Genomic DNA, 23,045 nt, shown 5'->3' on the forward strand with positions numbered 1-23,045 from the left:
GCCGTTGTTCACCCGCGCGCCCCCGGGCCGCTCGCCCCGCTACGGCTTCTGCGGCGGTGCGCCCGAGGGGGTCCCCGGCGGGGTGGTGGCGGGCGGGGTGGCCGGGGCCGTGGGCGTGGTCGGCCCCACCGAGGTGCCCGGTGTCGTGGCCGGCTGCTCGGTCGCCGGGGCCGACGGGTCGGTGACGGCGTACAGCTCGACGCCCCAGAGCGAGTAGCCGTACTTGGTGGCCCGGGCGACGCCCTGGACCCGCAGGAACTTCGCGCCCGGCGCGTCGAAACGCACCGTCTCGGTGCCGCCCTTGCCGTTGTCCACGGTCGCCACCGTCGTCCAGGCGACGCCGTCCGCCGAGGCCTGGACCTTGTACGAGGAGGCGTACGCGGCCTGCCAGTGCAGCACCGCCGAGCCCAGGTGGGTGGCCTTCGGCAGCTCCAGCTGCACCCAGGCGTCGTCCTTGGCGGGGGAGGACCAGCGGCTCTTCGGGTCGCCGTCGACCACCGCCGAGGCGGGGAAGGATGACGTCTCGTCGGCCGAGGAGGCGGCCTTCGCGGTGCCGGCGAGGTCCGGCCCGCCGGTCGGCGGCACCACGTGCACCTGGAGCACCTGCCGCACGGTGGTCGAACCGGTCACGAACAGCACCGGCACCTGGTAGGTGCCGGACGGCGTCCCCGGTGCGGCGCTGACCAGCAGCGGCACGCCCACCCGGCCGCCGCGCGGCACGCTCACCCCGGAGGCGGGTGCCACGGTCAGGCCCTTGGCCACGGCCGGCACCTCGGTGCGCAGCTCGCCGACCGTGCCCTCCGGGCGGCCCGCCTCGACCATCGCGCGGGCCTGCACCGGCGCGGTCGCGCCGGTCACCACGTCCAGCGCGGCGTCGGCCAGGCTCAGCCGGGCGGCCGGGGCGTCCGCGTACCAGGGGATCACCTGGTTGACGACCGGGGGTTCCCCGCCGGGCTTCCAGGCGAGCCGGAACGCGTCGGCGCTCTGGCCGCCGGCGGGCAGCTCGTTGTAGCCGGGCTGGACGGTGCCGATCTCCGCCCAGGTGCCGTCCGCGCGCCGCACCGAGACGGTGGCGGAGGCCCGCACCGTCGGGTCGGTGAGGACGGTGAGCCGGTCCAGCGGCCGGGCGGTGCCCAGCTCGACGGTGAGCGGCTCGTCCGCGGCGGTCGGCGCGGTGGCCGCCCGGTAGGCGGTGTCCGGGTTGCCGTCCAGCACGGCGCCCGCCGAGGCGCCGGGCAGCGCGGCCGGGCCGCCGGTGACGCTGGACGGGGCCTCGTCCGGTGCGGTCACGGTGAACTCGCGGACCGCCACGGCGGTCTTCTGGGCGGCGGTGGCGCGCAGCCGCACCTCCCGGACGACCGTTCCGGCGGGGAGCTGGGCGGTGACGCTCTTCTGGTTCTTGACCTGGGCGAGCTGCTTCCAGCCGCCCTCGCCGGTGGAGTACTCCAGGACGCCGTCGCGGATGTAGTCGTCCAGTGCGCTCGGGCCGTCCGGGCCGTTGCCCCAGGAGCCCATCAGCACGGTGACGCTGCCGACCGGGCGGCCGCCGCCGAGGTCCAGGCCGACCGAGTCGCCGGGCTGCGGGGGCGCCGAGCTCCAGTAGAAGGTGTCGGCCACGCCGTCGGTCATCAGCGCCGGCAGGTGGTCGTGCGCGGTGCCCAGGGTGGTGGTCGGGGCGGCGCCGCCGCCGACCACGCCGGCCCAGTTGTCGGCGGCGCGCACGGCGCGCTCCAGGAACGGGCCGAGCACGCCCGTGCCGACCGTCGCCGGGCTCTGGCCGAGCTGCTCGCGCAGCTTGTTGAGCTCGACCCGGGCCCGCCAGGCCGCCGCGCCGTCGCCGCCGCGCTGGGCCAGCAGCATGTCCAGTGCGGCCTGGCCGGCCAGGCCGTAGTCGCGCAGCGGGGCCAGCCAGGGGCCGGCCTCGGCGGCCAGCGACGCGGTGGCCGGGGTGGCGCTCAGGGTCTGCTGGGCGCCCGCCATCGCGGCGAAGGACTCGCGGAGCGGGGCCGCCGCCTCTATCAGCCTGGCGACGTCGGGCGCCGCACCGGCGTTCGGTTCGGCGGTCGCCCAGAACCGCTCCAGCAGCGGGGCGAGGTAGCCGGACTCCTGCTTGGACAGCGGTGAGGAGGAGCTGTTGCCGGCCAGTGCGGTGACGGAGGCCAGGACCGCCCCGGCCGGGGCGGTGGTGGCGCCGGCCGGGCCCGCCAGCGAGCGCAGTGCGGCCTGCCAGGAGTCCTCCGGCTTGTACCCGGCGGGGTTCCAGGCGAAGTCCCCGGCGGTGGCGAGCGCGATCCGCGAGGCGACCGGCTGCTGCATCGCACCGGTGAGCATGACGGCCGACCGGGTGGCGACGTCCGCGTCGCGCCCGGTGTAGGCGCCGAGGAAGAGCCGGTCCGGGTTCGCGTCGTTCACCGGGTAGTTGTCCATGGTGACCAGCGGGTGCCCGTACAGGTCGGCGGTCTCGGCGGCCTGAGCGCCCGTGATCTTCTCCGGGATCACCCCGACACCGCTCCAGGCCACCTGCACGCCGGCCGGCAGCGCCGCCGCCAGCGCCTTGCGGTACGGCGTGGAGCCCTGCTGGTGGTACTCGGTCGGCACCACCGAGAGCGGTGCCAGCCCCGGGGTCTTCGCGATCAGCCGCTCCTGCACCTTGGCCACCAGCTCGGCCTGCGCCTTGGCGGCGGCGGCCGGCCCGGTGCCGTACTTGGAGCGGTCCTCGCCGCAGTGCCACTCGTCGTAGGAGACGTCCAGGAACTGCAGCTGGAACGCGGTGAAGCCGAGCGACCGCAGCCCGTCCAGCTTGGCGACCAGCGCGTCCGCGTCCTTGGCCGAGCTGTAGCAGAACGACTGCCCCGGGTCGATCGCGTAGCCCGGCGTCACGTGGTTCGCCCCGGCCCGGGCGGTCAGCGCCTTCAGCTCCACCGCCTTGGCGGCCGGGTAGGCGTCGCGCCAGCGGGAGAGCCGGTACGGGTCGTCGCCCGGGGCGTAGAGGTAGAAGTTCTGCTTGGAGCGGCCCAGGAAGTCCAGCTGGTCGAGGCGCTGCTGCTGGCTCCACGGGGTGCCGTAGAAGGCCTCCGCGGTGCCGCGCACCGGCGCTCCGGACGGCCAGTCGCGCAGCGTGATCCCCGGCAGTCCGAGCCCGGCCGCGCCCGGCGCCTGGCCCTGCCCGGCCGGTACGACCGCCAGCAGCTGGCGCATGCTCTGCGCGGCGTAGAAGGTGCCGGCCTGGTCGACGCCGGCCAGCACCACCACGCCGTACGTCCCGCCGCCCGGGGCCGGCAGCTGGCCGGCCGAGAGGACGTACCCGCCGGCCGGCATCCCCGCGGTGGAGGGGGCGGTGCCGTCCTTGCCGCCGGCCGCCGCGGTCAGCTCCCGCAGCGCCCGGTCGACGGCGCCGCCCGCGCCCTCGGCGGGGCCGCCGACGTACACCACCAGCGATCCGGCGACCGGCGTGCCGCTCTCCGTCTGCGGCGTCACCGTGGTGGCGCCGGCCACGCCCAGCACCTCGCGCACGGTGTCCACCGCGCCGTGGTCCGCCTTGGGCGCGGTCACCAGTGTCACCGCCGCCGGCACCGCGACCGGCCGGCCGGCCACGCTCTGCTCCTGCGGACGCGGGAAGACCTGAGGGTTGCTCATACTGCCCAGCGGCGTCTGCTCCGCGGTGCTCACCACGTCCGGCCCCGGACTGTAGGCGTACGCGACCGGCCCGCTCACCAGCAGCCCGCCGACCACGGCCGCGGCCGACAGCGTCGCCGCCACCTGCAGCGTCCGCCGGCTCGGCACGGCCCGCCCGGTGCCGGCCCGCTCGGCCCGCACCGACGCCAGCAGCGGCTCCGTGCCCTTGAGGTCCGCGATCAGCCGGTCCGCGGCCCGGGGCGCCAGCTGACGGCACGTCCGCGCGGTCGCCCGCCGCGCCGCGATCGCCGCCGGGTGCTGCAACACGTCCCGCAGCGCCGGGCTCTGCTCCAACTGCTGCCTCAATCGTCGCCCTGCAGCGACGGACACTCGGGCTTGCACAGGAGCCTCCTCGCCAGGCAATGACCACATCGCGCCAAAGCCCACCAGTTGACCCTGCCGGTGTCAACGCCGCCGACGGGTATGCCAAGTTTGTCCCCTTTGTCGTTTCATCACCCCACCCCCGGACCGACCGGGGCCCGCCCCTCTCGTCCGCCGGGTTCGCCGCCCTCCGGGGGCCCGGTCCTGCTGCGCGGGCCCCGGTGATGTGCCGCCGCCGGGTCGGTCGACGGGTCGGCCGTGTGTCGCACCGGGTCACCGGGCCGTCACGCGGGTAGGACTGTGGCTGTCCTGACTGGGCGTTGCCGAGACATCGCAGGAGCCGCGAGTGGCCGCTTATCTCGACCGTGACGGAGCCGACGGCCTGGAGGTGCCCGCGCAGGACGCGCCGCCTCCCCCGGCGGAGCTGGTGGCACTGGCGCAGGCGTACGGGGTGGACCAGGCGTACCGCCCGGGGGCGCGGACGCTGATCGCGGTGCTGGCCGCGCTGGGGGTGGAGGCGGGCACGCCCGAGGCGGCGCGGGAGGCGCTGGAGCGTCACCGTGCCGAGCAGCGGGCGCGGTTGCTGCCGCCCTGCGTGGTGGTGCGGGCCGGGCGGCGCACCGCGCTGGACGTGCCGGCGGACGCGCGCCTCAGCGTCGAACTGGAGGAGGGCGGGGTCTGGGAGCTGGCGCGCGGGCACTCGCACTGGCTGCCCGCCGATCTGCCGCTCGGGCGCCACCGGCTCCGGGCGGTGGCCAACGGCACCGAGCAGTACGCCCATCTGATCGTCGCACCGGAGCGGCTGCCCCAGCTCCCCGGCCGCAGCTGGGGCTTCCTCGCGCAGCTCTACTCCGTCCTGTCCGACCGGTCCTGGGGCATGGGCGACCTCGGCGACCTCGCCGAGCTGACCCAGTGGGCCGGCGGCCTCGGCGCGGGCTTCGTGCAGATCAATCCGCTGCACTCCGCCCTTCCCGCCGTCCCCTCCGACCCGTCCCCCTACCGGCCCTCCTCCCGCCGCTTCGCCGACCCGGTGCACCTGCGGGTCGAGGCGGTCCCCGAGTACGGCTACCTGACGGGCGAGCAGCGGGCCGAGGCCGAGGAGCTGGGGCGCCGCGCCGCCCGGCTGCGTGCCGAGGTGCTGGGCCACGACGGCCTGATCGACCGGGACGCCGTCTGGGCGCTCAAGCGCCGGGCCCTGGAGCTGCTGCACGAGGTGCCGCGCGGGCCGGGCGGCACGGCCGCGTACGAGGCCTACCGGCGCCGGGAGGGCGGGTGGCTGGAGCGGTACGCGCTCTGGAACGCCCTCGCCGAGGTGCACGGCGCCGACTGGCACGTCTGGCCCAAGGGCCTGCGTCACCCGGACGGCCCCCACGTCACGCTCGCCGCGGAGGAGCTCCGGGACCGCGTCGAGTTCCACCGCTGGCTCGCCTGGCAGGTCGACCGGCAGCTCGCCGGGGCCCAGCAGGCCGCGCGCACCGCCGGCCTGGCCGTCGGCCTGATCCACGACCTCGCCGTCGGCGTCCACCCGGACGGTGCCGACGCCTGGGCGCTCCAGGACGCGCTGGGCGGCGGCATCTCGGTCGGCGCCCCGCCGGACGCCTTCAACGCCCACGGCCAGGACTGGGGCCTGCCGCCCTGGCGCCCGGACGCGCTGGCCGCCTCCGGCTACGCCCCGTACGCGGAGCTGCTGCGCTCGGCGGCCCGGCACGCGGGGGCGATCCGGATCGACCACGTGATGGGCCTGTTCCGGCTCTGGTGGGTGCCGGCCGGCCACCCGCCCACCGAGGGCGCCTACGTCCGCTACGACGCCGAGGCGATGCTGGGCGTCCTGGCGCTGGAGGCGCACCGGGCCGGCACGGCGGTGATCGGCGAGGACCTGGGCACGGTGGAGCCGGGCGTCCGCGAGGAGCTGGCGGCGCGCGGCGTCCTCGGCACCTCGGTGCTCTGGTTCGAGCGGGACTGGCAGGCCAAGGGCGAGATCCTGGCCCCGGAGCGCTGGCGGCCCGGCAGCCTGGCCACCCTGACCACCCACGACCTGCCGAGCACCGCCGCCCGGCTCTCCGGCGAGCACGTCGAGCTGCGCCACCGGCTCGGCCTGCTGGCCCGGTCGCTGGACGAGGAGCAGGCCGGTGCGGCGTCCGAGCTCGCCGACTGGCGGGCTGAGCTGACGCGGCTGGACCTGCTGGCGGAGGGCGAGCCGCTCTCGGCGACGGCGCTGTACCGCTTCCTGCTGGCGACCCCGGCCGAGCTGGTCGGCATCTGGCTGCCCGACCTCGTGGGCGACCCGCGCCCGCAGAACCTGCCCGGCACCTGGGACCAGTACCCCAATTGGCGGCTGCCGGTCGCGGACGGCTCCGGCCGCCCGGTGACCCTGGACGAGCTGGCCGCCACCCCGGCCGCGCGGGCCCTGGCCGGGCTCCTGCGGGCCGCCGGCCGGCCGGCCCGAAAGGCCGACCCCGCCGAGCGCGGTGAGGTAAGCGGCGGGTAAGTTGGGCAGCGTGGACAAGAGGAACGCTTTGCGAGCCGGCGCGGTCAGCGCAACGGTCACGCTGATGATGCTGCTGTCGTCGCCCGCCATGGCCTACTCCCGGGACGACGGCGACGATCCGGGTAGCGGCCTGACCGTCGCCCAGACCCTCGGCCTGTACGTGCTGCTCCCGATCGTGGCCTTCGTGGTCATCGCGGGCCTGGCCGGGCTGCCGTACGGCAGCAAGGACAAGAAGAAGTAACCGAGGGCCTTCCACCCAAGCCCCGTACAACGCTTGAGGGGGCGCCGGACGATGTCCGGCGCCCCCTCGAGCGTTCCCGGAGGAACGACCGTCGGGGCCCCGGGGTGCTCCCGGGGCCCCGACCGGCTCAGTGCCCCAGCGCCCGGGCGCCCGCCGCCCGGTCGGCGGCCTGCGCCTTGATCGCGCGCTCGACCCCGGCCCGCTGCTCGACGACCCGTCGACGCAGCGCCGGCGCCGGCTCGGCCGTGCTCAGCCACGCGTCGGTGGCGTCCAGCGTGGCCTGCTCGACCTGCAGCGACGGGTACAGCCCGACGATGATCAGCATCGCGATCTCGTGGCTGCGGCTCTCCCAGATGCCCTTGAGGGCCGCGAAGTACTTGGCGCCGTACGGCGCCAGCAGCTCGCGCTGGTCGGCCTGCTGGAAGCCGGCGATCACCGCGTCCTGGACGTAGTTGGTGAGCTTGTCCGACTCCATCACGGAGGCCCAGGCCTTCGCCTTGGCCTCGGCGGTCGGCAGGGCGGCGCGGCAGCTGGCCGCGTGCTCCTGGCCGGCCGCGGTGTTGTCGCGGACCAGCTCGGCCGCGACGGCGGCCTCGTCGGCGCGACCGGTGGCGGCCAGACGGCCGAGCAGCGTCCAGCGCAGCTCGGTGTCGACGGCCAGGCCCTTGATCTCGACCGAGCCGTCCAGCAGGCCGGCCAGCAGGTCCAGCTGCCCCTCGCTGCGGGCGACGGCGGCCAGCGCGCGGGCCCAGGCCAGCTGGTGGTCGCTGCCGGGCTGGGCGGCGCGCAGCTGCTCCTCGGCGGCCTCGGCCCAGCGGGCGAGACCCTGCTCGCTCCAGGCCGGGTCGGTGTAGGCGTCGAGGGCGAGCTTGACCTGGCGGTGCACCGACTGGACCACGCCGATGTCGGACTCCCGGCCGAGGCCGGAGACGGCCAGCGCCAGGTAGTCACGGGCGGCCATCTCGCCGTCGCGGGTCATGTCCCAGGCGGAGGCCCAGCACAGCGCGCGCGGCAGGGAGTCGGTGAAGCCGCCCAGGTGCTCGGTGACGACGGCCAGCGAGTCCTCGTCCAGGCGGACCTTGGCGTAGGAGAGGTCGTCGTCGTTGAGCAGGATGACGGCCGGGCGCTGCCGGCCGACCAGCTCGGGGACCTCGGTGCGCGGGCCGTCGACGTCCAGCTCGATCCGGTCGGTGCGCACCAGGGTGCCGTCGGTCAGCTCGTAGAGGCCGATGGCGATCCGGTGCGGGCGCAGGACGGCCTCGCCCTTGGCGCCGGCCGGCAGCGCGGGGGCCTCCTGCAGCACGGCGAAGGACTCGATCTCGCCGTCGCCGTTGAGGGTGAGCGCCGGGCGCAGCACGTTGATGCCGGCCGTCTCCAGCCAGGCCTTGGACCAGGCCTTGAGGTCGCGCCCGCTGGCCTCCTCCAGTGCGCCGAGCAGGTCCGCCAGGCGGGTGTTGCCCCAGGCGTGCCGCTTGAAGTAGGCCTGCACGCCCTGGAAGAAGGCGTCCTGGCCGACGTACGCCACCAGCTGCTTGAGCACCGAGGCGCCCTTGGCGTAGGTGATGCCGTCGAAGTTGACCTGGACGTCCTCCAGGTCGTTGATGTCGGCCATGATCGGGTGGGTGGACGGCAGCTGGTCCTGCCGGTACGCCCAGGTCTTCATCTGGTTGGCGAAGGTGGTCCAGGAGTGCGGCCACTTCGAACCGGGCGCCTCGGCCTGGCAGACGGCCTCGGCGAAGGTGGCGAACGACTCGTTCAGCCAGAGGTCGTTCCACCACTCCATGGTGACGAGGTCGCCGAACCACATGTGGGCCAGCTCGTGCAGGATCGTCGCGGCCCGCGCCTCGTACGCGGCGTCGGTCACCTTGGAGCGGAACACGTACTGGTCGCGCAGGGTGACGGCACCCGCGTTCTCCATCGCGCCGGCGTTGAACTCCGGGACGAACAGCTGGTCGTACTTGGCGAACGGGTAGGGGAAGTCGAACTTCTCCTGGAAGTAGTCGAAGCCCTGCTTGGTGACGTCGAAGATCGCCTCGGCGTCCAGGAACTCGCGCAGCGACGGGCGGCAGTACACGCCCAGCGGCACCTTCTGGTCGCCGTTCTCATAGCTGTCGAAGACGCCCACGTACGGGCCGGCGACGAGCGCGGTGATGTAGGAGGAGATCCGGCCGGTGGGCTCGAACGTCCAGACCTGGGTCCCGCCGTCGCCGACCGGGGTCGGGGTGGGCGAGTTGGAGACCACGACCCAGCCCGTGGGGGCGGTCACCGTGAAGGCGAAGGTGGCCTTGAGGTCGGGCTGCTCGAAGGTGGCGAAGACGCGGCGGGCGTCCGGCACCTCGAACTGGGTGTACAGGTAGGTCTCGCCGTCGACCGGGTCGACGAACCGGTGCAGGCCCTCGCCGGTGTTGGTGTAGGCGCAGTCGGCGACGATCCGCAGCTCGTTCTCGGCGGCCAGGTTCGGCAGCGCGATCCGGCTGTCGGCGAAGTTGGCGTTGTCGAGCCGCTCGCCGTTGAGGGTGATCTCCTCCACGCTCGGCGCCACGAGGTCGATGAAGGTGGCCGCGCCGGGGGTGTTGGCGCTGAACCGGACCACGGTGGTGGACCGGAAGGTGCCTCCCTCCCGTGCAGAGCTCAGGTCGAGCTCGATGTCGTACGCGTCCACGTGCAGGAGGTCGGCCCGGGTACGGGCCTCCTCGCGGGTCAGGTTGGTGCCGGGCACTCGCAGGACTCCTTCGTCAGGCTGATGCTTCGCATCCTCCCATGCCCAACGCGCGGAGCCCGGGGAAATGTTCGAGGGCGGGGTGGAACAGGCCAACCGGCCGGTTCCACCCCGCCCTCGACGGGGTCGGACGTCGGGACGCTACGTCCCGGGCGTCACTTCTTCCCGTACTTGACGACGGGGGCCTCCGAGCTCGCGCTGCGGGCGAAGCCGTACAGCGAGCCGTCCGACTGCAGCACGTACTCGGTGGTGCTGGAGCCGATGAAGTCGGCGCCCTTCTGGCTGGTGATGCTGCCGAGTTCGGTGCCGGCGCCGTCGGCCGGCGACAGCGTGACCACCTTGGCGTCCTTGCCGTACCCCATGTCCAGCACGGCCCGGACCTTGCCGTCCTTGTCGGTGCCGGAGACCAGGCGGATGCCGTCGTTGGTGCCGCCGGTGGACGACCAGAGCCGCTTGCCGGTCGTCAGGTCGTAGGCGTTGACGGCCGGCTTGGACGGGTTGGTCTGGACGTACAGCGTGGTGCCGCTGACCACGTTCTGGGTGAAGGCGTCGGACTGGCCGGACAGGCGCAGGCTGTCCGCACCGGGCTCCTTGACCGACATCGGGGTCAGCGGCTTGTTGCTCTTGTCGAACGGCAGGATGTAGTCGCCGTTCGGGCCGCTGGTCACCAGCAGCACCAGCGGCTGGTCCGAGATGACCTTGTCGACGCGCTCGATGCTGCCGGTCAGCGGGAACGGCGCGGCGCTGGTGGCCTTGCCAGTGTCCGTGTCGACCAGCACCAGCTGCGACTTGGGGTTGGCGTTGGAGCCGTAGCAGCGGTCGCTCACCGCGATCTGGGCGCCGGCGGCCTTGCCGTAGACGTTGCAGTCCTTGTCGCGGGGCTGGAACTGCCAGACCGGCGAGCCGTCGGCGATGTTCACCGCGCCGACCAGGTTGCCGCCGATGCCGACGACCTTCTCGGTCACGGTGAGGGTGGGCGAGGACATCCGCTCGCTGCTCACCTTGGCGGTCCAGAGCATCTTGCCGGTGTTGAGGTCGACCGCGCCGACGGTGGAGCAGTCGCTGTCACCGGTGTTGAGCGCGACGGCGGCGATGTGCTTCGAGTTCGCCCCGTAGGAGACGGCGCAGAACTCCTTGGCACCGGACGGCGGCGTGATCGTCCACACTTCCTTGCCGTCCGCCGGGTTGAGGGCGCGGATGCCGTAGCTGTCGGCGCGGACGACGGCCTTGTCGGCGCCCCAGACGCCGAGCAGCTGCGAGCCGCTGGCCGCGTTGGCCGGCTTGGCGGCGGTCCAGGCGAGGTTGTACGCGCCCGCCTTGCCGCCGTTGTTGCCGCCGGTGGATCCGCCCGAGGCCGCCGAGGCGCTGGGGTCGGTGGTCGAGCCGCCGGTGGTGCCGCCCGTGCTGGAGGTGCCGCCGTTGGCGGTCGGGTTGTCGTTGTCCTTGTTCTCGGTGAACAGCACGACGAGGCCGGCGATGATGGCGACGGCCAGCACGCCGCCGATGATGCCGCCCCAGACCATCACCGGGTTGCGCTGCTTGGGCGCGGCCGGCACCGGCGCACCGGGGAAGGCGTACCCGGGGGCCTGCTGCTGCGGGTAGCCGTAGCCGGCGCCGCCGTCGGGCTGCGGCGGCGCGGTGTAGCCGTACTGCTGGCCGGCGTTGGGGGCCGCGAACGGGGGCTGGGTGGGGTCGTACGGGCCGACCGGCGCCGCGCCGGGCGGGGGCGGCGGGGTGCCCTGGGCGGGGAAGGCGGCGGCGGTCGGCGCGTAGGCGTACTCGCTGCCCGGGGCCGGCGGCTGCCCGGGTGCGGCGCCCGGCGCGGCCGGTCCCGCCTGGCCGGGCACGGGAGCCCCGTCCAGCTGTGTCATCTGGTTCGCCACGGCGGCCGGGTCGACGCCGGGCGTGCGCCCGAGCGAGACGCCCCGATTGTCCTGCGGACCGTTGCCGGGCGTGTCGCCCGCCCCCGGCGTAGGGTGATCCCCTGCCATCTGATGCCCCGTCATGTCTGGAAGTGCCCCCCGGCCGGTCACGTCCGTGGCCGGTGGGACGGGTGAGAATGGGCACCATCGTACGGGTGGGCTGTTTTCGGCCGGTCGCAGGAGCCTCGAACCCAGCGCGTCGCGCCCCTGAGCTGGGCCCCGTCCCCACCCTCCGGTGCCCGCCCGCGCACCCCGCCGCCCGGACCCCCGCCCCACCGCCTCGCACGGAGCCTCCCCGGTAGCCGCTCCGCCCGCCGACGACAGGCCCTAGGCTTCAGGAGTTGAAGGGATCGCCCGGCGGAGGGGTTCCCTCGCCCTTGGAAGGGTGGATCATGGCGACGGACACACCGGGCTCGCAGTCCTCACTGCACCGGGCCAACCTGGAGCGGGTGCTGCGGGCGGTACGGATGGCCGGCTCGCTGACCCAGGCCGAGATCGCCCGCGGTACCGGCCTCTCGGCGGCGACCGTGTCCAACATCGTCCGGGAGCTCAAGGAGAGCGGCACCGTCGTGGTCGCCGACACCTCCTCCGGCGGCCGCCGCGCCCGCAGCGTCTCGCTCAGCGGCGACGCCGGCATCGTGGTGGGGATCGATTTCGGCCACACCCACCTGCGGGTCGCCGTCGGCAACCTCGCGCACCGGGTGCTCGCCGAGGAGAGCGCGCCGATCGACGTCGACGTCTCCGCCGCCCAGGGCTTCGACCGTGCCGAGGCGCTGGTCGACCGGCTGCTCCAGCAGGCCGGCTTCCGCCCGGACAAGGTGATCGGCGTCGGCCTCGGCGTCCCCGGCCCGATCGACGTGGAGACCGGCGCGCTGGGCTCCACCGCGATCCTCCCCGGTTGGACGGGCATCGCCCCCGGCCGGGAGCTGGCCGAGCGGCTCGGCATGCCGGTGCACGTGGACAACGACGCCAACCTGGGCGCGCTCGGCGAGCTGGTCTGGGGCGCCGGCCGCGGTCTGAGCGACCTCGCCTACATCAAGGTGGCCAGTGGCGTCGGCGCGGGCCTGGTGGTCAACGGGCAGATCTACCGCGGTCCGGGCGGCACCGCCGGTGAGATCGGGCACATCACGCTGGACGAGGCCGGCCCGGTCTGCCGCTGCGGCAACCGCGGCTGCCTGGAGACCTTCGTCGGCTCCCGCTACCTGCTCGGTCTGCTGAGCTCCACGCTCGGCCCGGACCTCACGCTGCCGCGGGTGGTCGAGCTGGCCCACCAGGGCGACCTCGGCAGCCGCCGGGTGATCGCCGACGCCGGCCGGCAGATCGGCACCGGCGTCGCCACCCTCTGCAACCTGCTCAACCCGCGCCGGGTGATCCTCGGCGGCGACCTCGCCGACGCCGGTGAGCTGGTGCTCGGCCCGATCCGCGACTCGGTGGCCCGCTACGCCATCCCGAGCGCGGCCCGCCAGCTCTCCGTGGTCCCGGGCACCCTGGGCGGCCGCGCCGAGGTGCTGGGCGCCCTCGCCCTGGTGATGAGCGAGATGGGCGACTCCGGCCCGGTCGGGCGATCCGTACAGGCGTCCGTCGCCCGGCCGTGAGTGTCGCCCGCCCGCCCGCGCCCCGACCGTCGGTGCCCGGTACCGACCGTCTGTGCCGTAGTTCGACCGTCCGTGCCCGCCCTTGGACCCTCTGTGCCCGCCGCGGGCGATGAACGGCGTGACAGGCCGGTGGCACCGGGCACCCCGCTCGGTGTCCGGTAGGCGGACATTAGACTCGACCGGTCGGCACCGACCGAGACCGATCGGAGCGCGTCGGCACACCGGGCAGCGAGGCCCGTCGGACCGCCCGCGGTCCGCGACTTTGAACGAGGAGGAACGGGTGGCCCTGCTGACCCGCATTCGGGGACCGCGCGATCTCGACCGGCTCACGCCCGGACAGCTGGCCGCGCTGGCCCAGGAGATCCGGACCTTCCTGGTGACGGAGGTCTCCAAGACGGGTGGCCACCTCGGGCCCAACCTCGGCGTCGTGGAGCTGACCATCGCGCTGCACCGGGTCTTCGACTCGCCGCGCGACCGCGTCCTCTTCGACACCGGCCACCAGAGCTACGTCCACAAGCTGCTCACCGGCCGCCAGGACTTCTCCCGGCTGCGGATGAAGGACGGCCTCTCCGGCTACCCCTCGCGCGCCGAGTCCGAGCACGACGTGATCGAGAACTCGCACGCCTCCACCGTGCTCTCCTACGCCGACGGCCTGGCCAAGGCCAACCAGCTGCTCGGGAAGCACGACCCGGTCGTCGCCGTGATCGGCGACGGCGCGCTCACCGGCGGCATGGCCTGGGAGGCGCTCAACAACATCGCCGACGCCCGGGACCGCCCGCTGGTCATCGTCGTCAACGACAACGAGCGCTCCTACTCCCCGACCATCGGCGGCATGGCGAACCACCTGGCCACGCTGCGCACCACCCAGGGCTACGAGCGCTTCCTGTCCTGGGGCAAGGACGCCCTGCAGCGCACCCCGGTGGTCGGCCAGCAGCTCTTCGAGACGCTGCACGGCGCCAAGAAGGGCCTCAAGGACTTCATCGCCCCGCAGGGCATGTTCGAGGACCTCGGCCTCAAGTACATCGGCCCGATCGACGGCCACGACCTCACCGCCCTGGAGTCCGCGCTCACCAAGGCGCGCGGCTTCGGCGGCCCGGTGATCGTGCACTGCCTCACCGAGAAGGGCCGCGGCTACCACGCCGCGGAGAACAACGACGAGGACCGCTTCCACGCGGTCGGCGTGATCCACCCGGAGACCGGTCTGCCGATCAAGAGCGCCGGCAAGGACTGGACATCCGTCTTCGGCGAGGAGATGGTCGCGCTCGGCCGCGAGCGCGAGGACATCGTCGGCATCACCGCCGCGATGCTCCACCCGGTGGGCCTGGCGCCCTTCGCCAAGGCCTTCCCGCACCGGATCTTCGACGTCGGCATCGCCGAGCAGCACGCCGTGACCAGCGCGGCCGGCATGGCCACCAATGGCCTGCACCCGGTGTTCGCGGTCTACGCGACCTTCCTCAACCGGGCCTTCGACCAGGTCCTGATGGACGTGGCGCTGCACAAGCTGGGCGTCACCTTCGTGCTGGACCGGGCCGGTGTCACCGGGACCGACGGCGCCTCGCACAACGGCATGTGGGACATGTCGATCCTCCAGGTCGTCCCCGGTCTGCGGCTCGCCGCGCCGCGTGACGCCGACCAGCTGCGCGCCCAGCTGCGCGAGGCGGTCGAGGTCGACGACGCCCCCACCGTGGTCCGCTACTCCAAGGGCACGGTCGGCCCGGCCGTCCCCGCGGTCGGCCGGATCGGCGGCATGGACGTGCTGCGCGCGCCGCAGGCCCCGGCCGACGAGCGCCGCGCCGACGTGCTGATCGTCTCGGTCGGCGCGATGGCCCCCACCAGCCTGGAGGTCGCCGACCTGCTGGCCGCCCAGGGCATCACCGCCACCGTGGTCGACCCGCGCTGGGTCAAGCCGGTGGACCGGGCCCTGCCGGGGCTGGCCGCCGAGCACCGCGCGGTCGTCACGATCGAGGACAACGGCCGGGTCGGCGGTGTGGGCGCCGCGGTGGCGCAGGCGCTGCGCGACGCCGAGGTGGACGTCCCGGTGCGCGACTTCGGCATCCCGCAGGAGTTCCTGGACCACGCCTCGCGGCCCGAGATCCTCGCGGAGATCGGCCTCACCGCCCCGGACATCGCCCGGAAGGTGACGGCGCTGGTCTCCCGGCTGGACGTGGCGACCGTCCAGGCCTAGCGGCCCGGCGGGTCCGGTCCGCGTCCGTTTGCCACAACTGGGCAACAGTTCGCCACAAGACAGGCTGATAATCGCACCGAAAGGCGGGACCGGCGCTGCCCGCGCCGATCCCGCCCGGTAGGTTGTCATCCGTGCCGACCCCCACCCGCCCCCGCCTCGCCGGGCTTGCCGAGCGCCTGCCCGACCGCGTCCGCCAGGGTTACTGGACGAGGCTGGTGCCGGTGCTGGCCCTGGTCGCGCTCGCCACCCACATCCCCTCGTTCGTCCGGCCGGTCTGGAGCCCCGACGAGGGCTTCCTGGCGACCCAGGCCCGGATGCTGGCGGACGGCGGCGTGCTCTACGACACCGTGGTCGACCGCAAGCCGCCGCTGCTGCCCTGGCTCTACCAGGCCTGCTTCGCCGTCTTCGGCTCCGCCTCGCTCTGGCCGCTGCGCACCCTGGCGGTGGTCGCCCACCTGGTCACCGCGATCCTGCTGGCCTCGATCGCCCGCGGCCGCTGGGGCAACCGGGCGGGCGCCGGAGCGGGCCTGCTCTACCTGCTGGTCTCCATCGGGCTCTCCCCGGAGGACACCCAGGCGGCCACCTTCGAGGTCTTCATGCTGCCCGCCATGGTGGCCGCCTTCCGGTACGCCGAACGGCGCCGCTGGCTGGCCGCCGGCATCGCGGTGGCGCTCTGCTCGCTGACCAAGCAGACCGGCGGCGCGGTGCTGCTCCCGGTGCTCTGGATGCTGTTCCAGGACGCCCGCCGGCGCGGGGTCCGCTGGCCGCCCGCCCTGTTCAAGATCGGGTTCGGCTTCACGCTGCCGATAGCGCTGGTCGCGGTGATCCTCACCAAGCCCAAGGGCTTCCTGTTCTGGGTGGTCACCGGCAGCGGCGACTACGCCTCGGTCGGCGGGGCCTGGCTGCAGATGGCCGGCCGCGCGCTCGGCAACTCGGCGATCCTGATCGGTGCCGGCCTGGGCTTCCTGCTGCCGGTCGGCCGCCGGCTCTGGCTGAAGCACCGCCACCGCCCGCTGCCGGTCGCGGGGGAGGAGCACGGCTCCACCACCGACCTCTGGGTCTGGCTGCTCTCCTCGGTCGTCGCGGTCAGCGTCGGCTTCCACTTCTTCGGCCACTACTACCTGCAGCTGATGCCCCCGCTGGTGCTGCTGGGCACCGGCGCGGTGGCCACCTCGGCGATCCGCTGGAAGCCCGTCCTGGTGTACACCACGGCCGCCGCCACGGTGTTCTGGGGGCTCGCGCTGGCCTGGCCGGGGGAGCGGCTCAGCCGGACCACCGAGGTGGCCACCGCCGTCGCCGCGCAGAGCAAGCCGCAGGACACCGTGCTGGTCTGGGGCATGCACCCGGAGCTGTACTGGCTGGCCGACCGCAAGCCGGCCACCCGCTACCTGACCGCGGGCTTCCTGACCAACTTCAGCGGCGGCAAGGACGGCAACGCCAACGTCGGCGAGCAGTTCAGCGTCAGCAACGCCTGGCAGACCTTCGACCAGGAGATCGCCAAGGGCCTGCCCGAGATCGTCGTGGACGACTCCGGCCTGGCGCCCTACCAGCCCGGCATGATCCCGAAGATCGAGAACCTGCTGGACACCCACTACGAGATGGTCGGCGTCTTCGCCGACACCGTGGTCTACCGCCTCAAGCGCTGACCGCGCCCCGCGCGGGGGGCCGGCGCCCCGGCCCCGCCCCCGCCCCGGACCCCCGCGCACGCAGGCGCCCCGCCCCGCACGCGCACGCAGGCGCCCCGCACGCACGCACAGGCGCCCCGCCGCACGCACAGGAGCCCCGGTGACCGTCGAGGTCACCGGGGCTCCCGTGTGTCGTACCGCTACGCCTCTCAGGCGGGCACGGAGGCCACGCCCGGGGCGAGGAACCGCTTGCCGTTCACCCGCTCCGAGACGCCCTCACGGTCCAGGTACGGGGTGATCCCGCCCAGGTGGAAGGGCCAGCCGGCACCGGTGATCATGCAGAGGTCGATGTCCTGCGCCTCGGCGACGACACCCTCCTCCAGCATCAGGCCGATCTCCTGCGCGACGGCCTCCAGAGCGCGGTTCAGCACCTGCTCCTCGGTCAGCACGCTGTCGCCGAAGGAGAGCAGCTCCAGCACCTCGGGGTCGAGCACCTGCTTGCCGTCGACCCAGGTGTAGAAGCCGCGCTTTCCGGCCTTGACCACCTTGCCGAGGTTCTCGGAGACGGTGAACCGCTCCGGGAAGGCGCCCTTCAGGGTCTCCGAGACGTGCAGCGCGATGGCCGGGCCGACCAGCTCCAGCAGCACGATCGGGGACATCGGCAGGCCGAGCGGCTCGACGCCCTTCTCGACCGTGGCGATCGGGGTGCCCTCGTCGATGATGTCCTGGATCTCGCCCATGAAGCGGGTCAGGATCCGGTTCACCACGAACGCCGGGGCGTCCTTGACCAGCACCGAGGTCTTCTTCAGCTTCTTCGAGACGCCGAAGGCGGTGGCCAGCGCGGCGTCGTCGGTCTGCTCGCCGCGGACGATCTCCAGCAGCGGCAGGATCGCGACCGGGTTGAAGAAGTGGAAGCCGACGACCCGCTCGGGGTGCTTCAGCTTCGAGGCCATCTCGGTGACCGAGAGGGACGAGGTGTTGGTCGCCAGCACGCAGGTCGGCGAGACCACGTTCTCCAGGTCCGCGAAGACGGTCTGCTTGACGCCCATCTCCTCGAACACGGCCTCGATCACGAAGTCCGCGTCGCCGAAGCCGGCGGCCTTGTCGAGCGAGCCGGTGACCAGGCCCTTGAGCCGGTTGGCCTTGTCCTGGCCGATCCGGCCCTTGCCGAGCAGCTTGTCGATCTCGGCGTGGACGTAGCCGACGCCCTTGTCGATGCGCTCCTGGTCGATGTCGGTGAGGACCACCGGCACCTCCAGACGGCGGGCGAACAGCAGCGCCAGCTGCGAGGCCATCAGACCGGCGCCGACGACGCCGACCTTGGTGACCGGGCGGGCCAGCGACTTGTCCGGCGCACCGAACGGGCGCTTGGCCCGGCGCTGCACCAGGTTGAAGGCGTAGATGCCGCTGCGCAGCTCGCCGCTCATGATGAGGTCGGCCAGCGCCGCGTCCTCGGCGTCGAAGCCGGCCTGCAGGTCGGCGTCCTTGACCTGCTGGATGATGTCCAGCGCCTTGTAGGCGGCGGGGGCCGCGCCGTGCACCTTGGCGTCGGCGACCAGACGGCCCCAGGCGACGGCGTCGTCCCAGGCCTTGCCGCGGTCGATCGCCTCGCGCTCGACGACGACGTCGCCGTTGAGCACCTTGGCGGCCCAGAGCAGCGACTGCTCCAGGAAGTCGGCCGGCTCGAAGATCGCGTCGGCGATCCCCAGCTCGAACACGTCCTTGCCCTTGAGCTGCTTGTTCTGGCTCATCGAGTTCTCGATGATGACCTTGATCGCCTTCGAGGGGCCGATCAGGTTCGGCAGGATGGTGCAGCCGCCCCAGCCGGGGACGAGGCCCAGGAAGACCTCGGGCAGCGAGAACGCCGGAACGCCCGCGCTGACGGTGCGGTAGGAGGCGTGCAGGCCGACCTCGACGCCGCCGCCCATCGCCGCGCCGTTGTAGAAGGCGAAGGACGGGACGGGCAGCGCGGCGATCCGCTTGAAGACCTCGTGGCCGCCCTTGCCGATGGCCAGCGCGTCCGCGTGCTCCTTGAGGATCTCGACGCCCTTGAGGTCGGCGCCGACCGCGAAGATGAACGGCTTGCCGGTGATCGCGACACCGACGATCGTGCCCTCGGCGGCCTCGGCCTCGACCTGGTCCAGCGCGGTGGACAGCTTCAGCAGCGAGCCCGGGCCGAAGGTGGTCGGCTTGGTGTGGTCGAAGCCGTTGTCCAGGGTGATCAGGGCCAGCCGGCCGGCCTGCAGCGGCAGGTCCAGGTGGCGGACGTGCGCGGTCGTGACGACCTCGCCCGGGAACAGCTCGGCGCCCTGCTGCAGCAGCTCAGTCGTGGTGCTCATGGTCACTTACCACCCTCGAAGTGCGGGTTCTCCCAGATGATGGTGCCGCCCATGCCGAAGCCGATGCACATCGTGGTGAGGCCGTAGCGGACGTCCGGGCGCTGCTCGAAGCGGCGGGCCAGCTGGTTCATCAGGCGCACGCCCGAGGAGGCCAGCGGGTGGCCGAAGGCGATCGCTCCGCCGAACGGGTTGACCCGCTCGTCGTCGTCCGCGATGCCGTAGTGGTCCAGGAAGGCCAGCACCTGGACGGCGAAGGCCTCGTTGACCTCGAAGGCCTGGATGTCGTCGATGGTCAGACCGGCCTTGGCCAGCGCCTTCTCGGTGGCCGGCACCGGGCCGATGCCCATCACCTCGGGCTCGACGCCCGCGAAGGCGAACGAGACCAGGCGCATCTTGACCGGCAGGCCGAGCTCCTCGGCGACGTCCTCGGCGGCCAGCAGCGAGGCGGTGGCGCCGTCGTTCAGACCGGCCGAGTTGCCCGCGGTGATGTTGCCGTGCGGGCGGAACGGGGTCTTCAGACCGGCCAGCGACTCCATCGTGGTGCCCGGGCGGATCGGCTCGTCCGTGGTCGCCAGGCCCCAGCCGGTCTCGCCGACCGCGGGGTTGGTGTTGCGGATCGAGATCGGCACCAGGTCCGGCTGGATGTCGCCGTTGGCGTACGCCTTGGCGGCCTTCTCCTGCGAGCGCACGGCGTAGGCGTCGCAGCGCTCCTTGGTGATGTGCGGGAACCGGTCGTGCAGGTTCTCCGCGGTCATCCCCATGAACAGGGCGGACTCGTCGACGAGCTTCTCGGACACGAAGCGCGGGTTCGGGTCGACGCCCTCGCCCATCGGGTGGCGGCCCATGTGCTCGACGCCGCCGGCCACGACCACGTCGTACGCGCCGAAGGCGATGCCGCCGGCGGTGGTGGTCACGGCGGTCAGCGCGCCCGCACACATGCGGTCGATGGCGTAACCGGGGACGGACTTCGGCAGGCCGGACAGCAGGGCCGCGGTGCGGCCGATGGTCAGACCCTGGTCGCCGATCTGCGTGGTGGCCGCGATGGCGACCTCGTCGATCCGCTCGACGGGCAGGTTCGGGTTACGGCGCACGAGCTCCCGGATGCACTTGACGACCAGGTCGTCGGCGCGCGTCTCGTGGTAGATGCCCTTCGGGCCGGCCTTGCCGAACGGGGTGCGGACGCCATCGACGAAGACGACGTCCCTCGCGGTACGAGGCACGGGGGCTCTCCTCCCAGGGACCAACAGGTTGAGGTGGGCAGGCTGCCGCCGTCCGTTGCACGAGGGCACGTGAGCGGCGCTGCTTCGCTGTCATGCTACCCGCCGGTAACCAACCTGCCCAGGCCCGGCGGCCGGTTCTCCCGGTGTGTCCCCCGACACGTCCCCGCGCCCGGGGCCGTGGGCGGTCCGCGACGGGCGCGGGGCGGCCGCCCGGGAACGACGGAGGGCCCGGGAACGATGGAGGGGATGCCGTCGGACGACGGCATCCCCTCTGCCCCGGCAGCGGCGCCCCGCTGCCGCGGTGTCCTGTCCGGCCCGCCGCTACTCCGGCTCGGCCTCCGCCGCCTTGACGAAGGCGGCCGCCACCACGGGCGCCACCAGGTCGACCTGCCACTGCCGGGCGCCCATCCGGCGCAGCGCGGCGGCCACCCCGGCGGCGCTCGGGTCGGCCGGCGGCTCCCAGGAGACCCGGCGGACGAGGTCCGGCGTGATCAGGTTCTCGGCCGGCAGGTTGCGCGCCTCGGCCAGCTCGCTCACCGCGGCCCGCGCCCCGGACAGCCGGGCGGCCGCGACCGGGTCCTTCTCGGCCCAGGCGCGCGGCGGCGGCGGGCCGTCGTGCGGTGCGGAGGCCGGCGGCAGCTGGTTCTCCGGGATCTCCCGGCCCCGCTGGACGGCCGCCAGCCACTGCTCCAGCTGGCGCCGGTGCACCCGCGGTCCGAAGCCCTGGACGCCCTGGAGGGCGGCGATGTTCAGCGGCATGGCCAGCGCGGCGTTGACGATCGCGGCGTCCGAGAGCACCCGGCCGGGCGAGACGTCGCGCTCCTGCGCCAGCCGGTCCCGGGTCAGCCACAGCTCGCGCACCACGGCCAGCTGGCGGCGCCGGCGGACCTTGTGCAGCTGCGAGGTGCGGCGCCAGGGGTCGGTGCGCGGGGCGGGGCGGGGCGCTGCGGCGATCGCGGCGAACTCCTCCAGCGCCCAGTCGAGCTTGCCCTGGGCGTCCAGCTCCTGTTCGAGTGCGTTCCGCAGCTCGACCAGCACCTCGACGTCCAGAGCGGCGTAGCGCAGCCACGGCTCGGGCAGCGGGCGGGTGGACCAGTCGACGGCCGAGTGCTCCTTGGCCAGGCTCAGCCCGAGCACGCTCTCGGTCATCGGTCCGAGCCCGACCCGGGCGAAGCCGGCGATCCGGCCGGCCAGCTCGGTGTCGAAGAGTCGCTGCGGTCGCATCCCGACCTCGGAGAGGCAGGGCAGGTCCTGGGTGGCCGCGTGCACCACCCATTCGGTGTCCGCGAGGGCCGCGCCGAGTCCGCTGAGGTCGGGGCAGGCGATCGGGTCGATCAGCGCGGTGCCGGCGCCCGCGCGGCGCAGCTGGATGAGGTACGCCCGCTGGCCGTAGCGGTAGCCGGAGGCCCGCTCGGCATCGACGGCGACCGGTCCGGTGCCCGCGGCGAAGGCGGCGACGGTGGCGGCCAGCGCCTGCTCGTCCGCCACGACTGGCGGGATCCCCTCCTTCGGTTCGAGGAGCGGGACCGGGGCTGCTTCTTCTTGGGTGGCTGCTACGGCGTCGGTCACTCACCAAGGGTACGACGGTCCTCGGGGCCGGGAGTGTTGTCGGACTGGTCAGACCGGGTTCGTGACTATGCCACCGTGCGGCCTCCGCCGTCCCCGTGCCTTCGGTCCGGATCCGACCGGACGCCAATGCGGCGGTCCTGGAGGAAACGTTCCTCCAGGACCGCCGCAGCGGTCCTGCCGATCGCTCAGTGGATGATGCCGGTGCGCAGCGCGACCGCGACCATCCCGGCCCGGTCGCCGGTGCCCAGCTTGCGGGCGATCCGGGCGAGGTGGCTCTTCACGGTGAGCGCGGACAGGCCCATGGCCACACCGATGGCCTTGTTGGACTGGCCCTCGGCGACCAGCCGCAGCACCTCGACCTCACGGCCGGAGAGCTCGCGGTAGGCGGCCTGCTGGGTGCCCGGGGCGCCCGGCGCACCGGGTGCCCCGGGAGCGCCCGGAGCACCGGCCGCGCCCGGCACGCCCGGCATGCCGGGACGGCGCATCCGGCCGGCCAGACCGCCCGCGCCGAGCGGCAGACCGGGGCGTCCCGGCATGGCCACGTTGGTGCGGGTGCCGGTGACCACGTAGCCCTTGACGCCGCCGGCCAGCGCGCTGCGGACCGCGCCGATGTCGTCGGCGGCGGAGAGCGCCAGGCCGTTGGGCCAGCCCGCGGCGCGGGTCTCGGCCAGGATGGTCAGCCCGGAGCCGTCCGGGAGGTGGACGTCGGCGACGCAGATGTCGCGCGGGGTGGAGACCCGGGGGCGGGCCTCGGCGATCGAGGACACCTCGATCACGTCCCGGACGCCGAGCGCCCAGAGGTGGCGGGTGACGGTGTTTCGGACACGGGGGTCAGCGATGACCACCATGGCGGTGGGCTTGGTCGGCCGGTAGGCGACCACGTTTGCGGGGTGCTCAAGAAGGACCGACACCAGGCCTCCTGCGGGGAGTGGCGGACGGAACCCCGATGGGGCGGTCGGAGTGTTCCGCGTTTGGAAAGGGTCACAGTCTGCTTCGGCAGCTACCGTGCCCGGCTTTAGCGAAAGATCACGATCTAGTGAGTAACAATACGGACAAATCGCGCAGGTGACTGATGCGACATGCCTGGAATTCGTACAAAATCGATCAGAACCGGCACGGATCGGTCACGTTAGGCCGGACATTGAC

The 23,045-nt window shown here is 73.6% G+C and carries 12 protein-coding genes; 5 read left to right on the forward strand and 7 right to left on the reverse strand.

What is annotated here, in order from left to right; all coding sequences use genetic code 11:
* Nucleotides 1-39: 39 nt before the first annotated feature.
* Nucleotides 40-3,969, reverse strand: a complete 3,930-nt coding sequence (locus ACWDRR_RS19095; protein WP_449773358.1) for a beta-N-acetylglucosaminidase domain-containing protein — start codon at nt 3,967-3,969, stop codon at nt 40-42.
* A 415-nt stretch (nt 3,970-4,384) separates the two neighbouring features.
* On the opposite strand from ACWDRR_RS19095, the gene malQ reads away from it, so the two are divergent.
* Both malQ and ACWDRR_RS19105 read left to right on the forward strand, forming a co-directional pair.
* Nucleotides 4,385-6,484, forward strand: coding sequence for a 4-alpha-glucanotransferase (gene malQ / locus ACWDRR_RS19100; protein ID WP_449773442.1), 2,100 nt, complete (start codon nt 4,385-4,387; stop codon nt 6,482-6,484).
* A 10-nt stretch (nt 6,485-6,494) separates the two neighbouring features.
* Complete coding sequence (locus ACWDRR_RS19105) at nt 6,495-6,725, forward strand: hypothetical protein (RefSeq protein ID WP_449773359.1); 231 nt, start codon at nt 6,495-6,497, stop codon at nt 6,723-6,725.
* 127 nt (nt 6,726-6,852) lie between these two features.
* Here ACWDRR_RS19105 and pepN read toward each other — a convergent pair whose 3' ends face one another.
* Entirely contained in the window at nt 6,853-9,444 is a 2,592-nt protein-coding gene (pepN, locus tag ACWDRR_RS19110; protein WP_449773360.1) for an aminopeptidase N, read from the reverse strand.
* Nucleotides 9,445-9,599: 155 nt separating this feature from the next.
* Nucleotides 9,600-11,435: an outer membrane protein assembly factor BamB family protein gene (locus ACWDRR_RS19115; protein WP_449773361.1), complete on the reverse strand. Its 1,836-nt coding sequence runs from the start codon at nt 11,433-11,435 to the stop codon at nt 9,600-9,602.
* A gap of 323 nt (nt 11,436-11,758) precedes the next feature.
* Between ACWDRR_RS19115 and ACWDRR_RS19120 the strand changes: the two genes are divergently transcribed.
* From ACWDRR_RS19120 to ACWDRR_RS19130, 3 genes are all read left to right on the forward strand, one after another.
* The gene (locus ACWDRR_RS19120; protein ID WP_449773362.1) at nt 11,759-12,961 is read left to right on the forward strand and encodes an ROK family transcriptional regulator; all 1,203 of its coding nucleotides are present in this window, start codon (nt 11,759-11,761) and stop codon (nt 12,959-12,961) included.
* Between the two features lie 280 nt (nt 12,962-13,241).
* Complete coding sequence (dxs, locus tag ACWDRR_RS19125; RefSeq protein ID WP_449773363.1) at nt 13,242-15,146, forward strand: 1-deoxy-D-xylulose-5-phosphate synthase; 1,905 nt, start codon at nt 13,242-13,244, stop codon at nt 15,144-15,146.
* Nucleotides 15,147-15,277: 131 nt separating this feature from the next.
* A complete protein-coding gene (locus ACWDRR_RS19130) occupies nt 15,278-16,792 on the forward strand; it encodes an ArnT family glycosyltransferase (RefSeq protein ID WP_449773364.1) in 1,515 nt (504 codons plus the stop codon).
* A gap of 188 nt (nt 16,793-16,980) precedes the next feature.
* Here the strand turns inward: ACWDRR_RS19130 and ACWDRR_RS19135 are convergent, their stop codons facing one another.
* From ACWDRR_RS19135 to ACWDRR_RS19150, 4 genes are all read right to left on the reverse strand, one after another.
* Complete coding sequence (locus ACWDRR_RS19135) at nt 16,981-19,110, reverse strand: 3-hydroxyacyl-CoA dehydrogenase NAD-binding domain-containing protein (RefSeq protein ID WP_449773365.1); 2,130 nt, start codon at nt 19,108-19,110, stop codon at nt 16,981-16,983.
* A 2-nt stretch (nt 19,111-19,112) separates the two neighbouring features.
* Nucleotides 19,113-20,330, reverse strand: a complete 1,218-nt coding sequence (locus ACWDRR_RS19140; protein WP_449773366.1) for a thiolase family protein — start codon at nt 20,328-20,330, stop codon at nt 19,113-19,115.
* Nucleotides 20,331-20,651: 321 nt separating this feature from the next.
* Nucleotides 20,652-21,899 carry a ribonuclease D gene (locus tag ACWDRR_RS19145; RefSeq protein ID WP_449773367.1) on the reverse strand — a complete coding sequence of 416 codons (1,248 nt, stop codon included), beginning with the start codon at nt 21,897-21,899 and terminating at the stop codon, nt 20,652-20,654.
* Nucleotides 21,900-22,084: 185 nt separating this feature from the next.
* Nucleotides 22,085-22,810 carry a LuxR C-terminal-related transcriptional regulator gene (locus tag ACWDRR_RS19150; RefSeq protein ID WP_449773368.1) on the reverse strand — a complete coding sequence of 242 codons (726 nt, stop codon included), beginning with the start codon at nt 22,808-22,810 and terminating at the stop codon, nt 22,085-22,087.
* Nucleotides 22,811-23,045 lie beyond the last annotated feature (235 nt).

This window comes from Kitasatospora sp. NPDC003701, assembly GCF_053587085.1.

What these genes read in the sequence shown, in the direction of transcription:
- ACWDRR_RS19120 (WP_449773362.1), top strand. Translation starts at nt 11,759, where the DNA reads ATGGCGACGGACACACCGGGCTCGCAGTCCTCACTGCACCGGGCCAAC.
- ACWDRR_RS19115 (WP_449773361.1), bottom strand. Translation starts at nt 11,435, where the DNA reads ATGGCAGGGGATCACCCTACGCCGGGGGCGGGCGACACGCCCGGCAAC.
- ACWDRR_RS19135 (WP_449773365.1), bottom strand. Translation starts at nt 19,110, where the DNA reads ATGAGCACCACGACTGAGCTGCTGCAGCAGGGCGCCGAGCTGTTCCCG.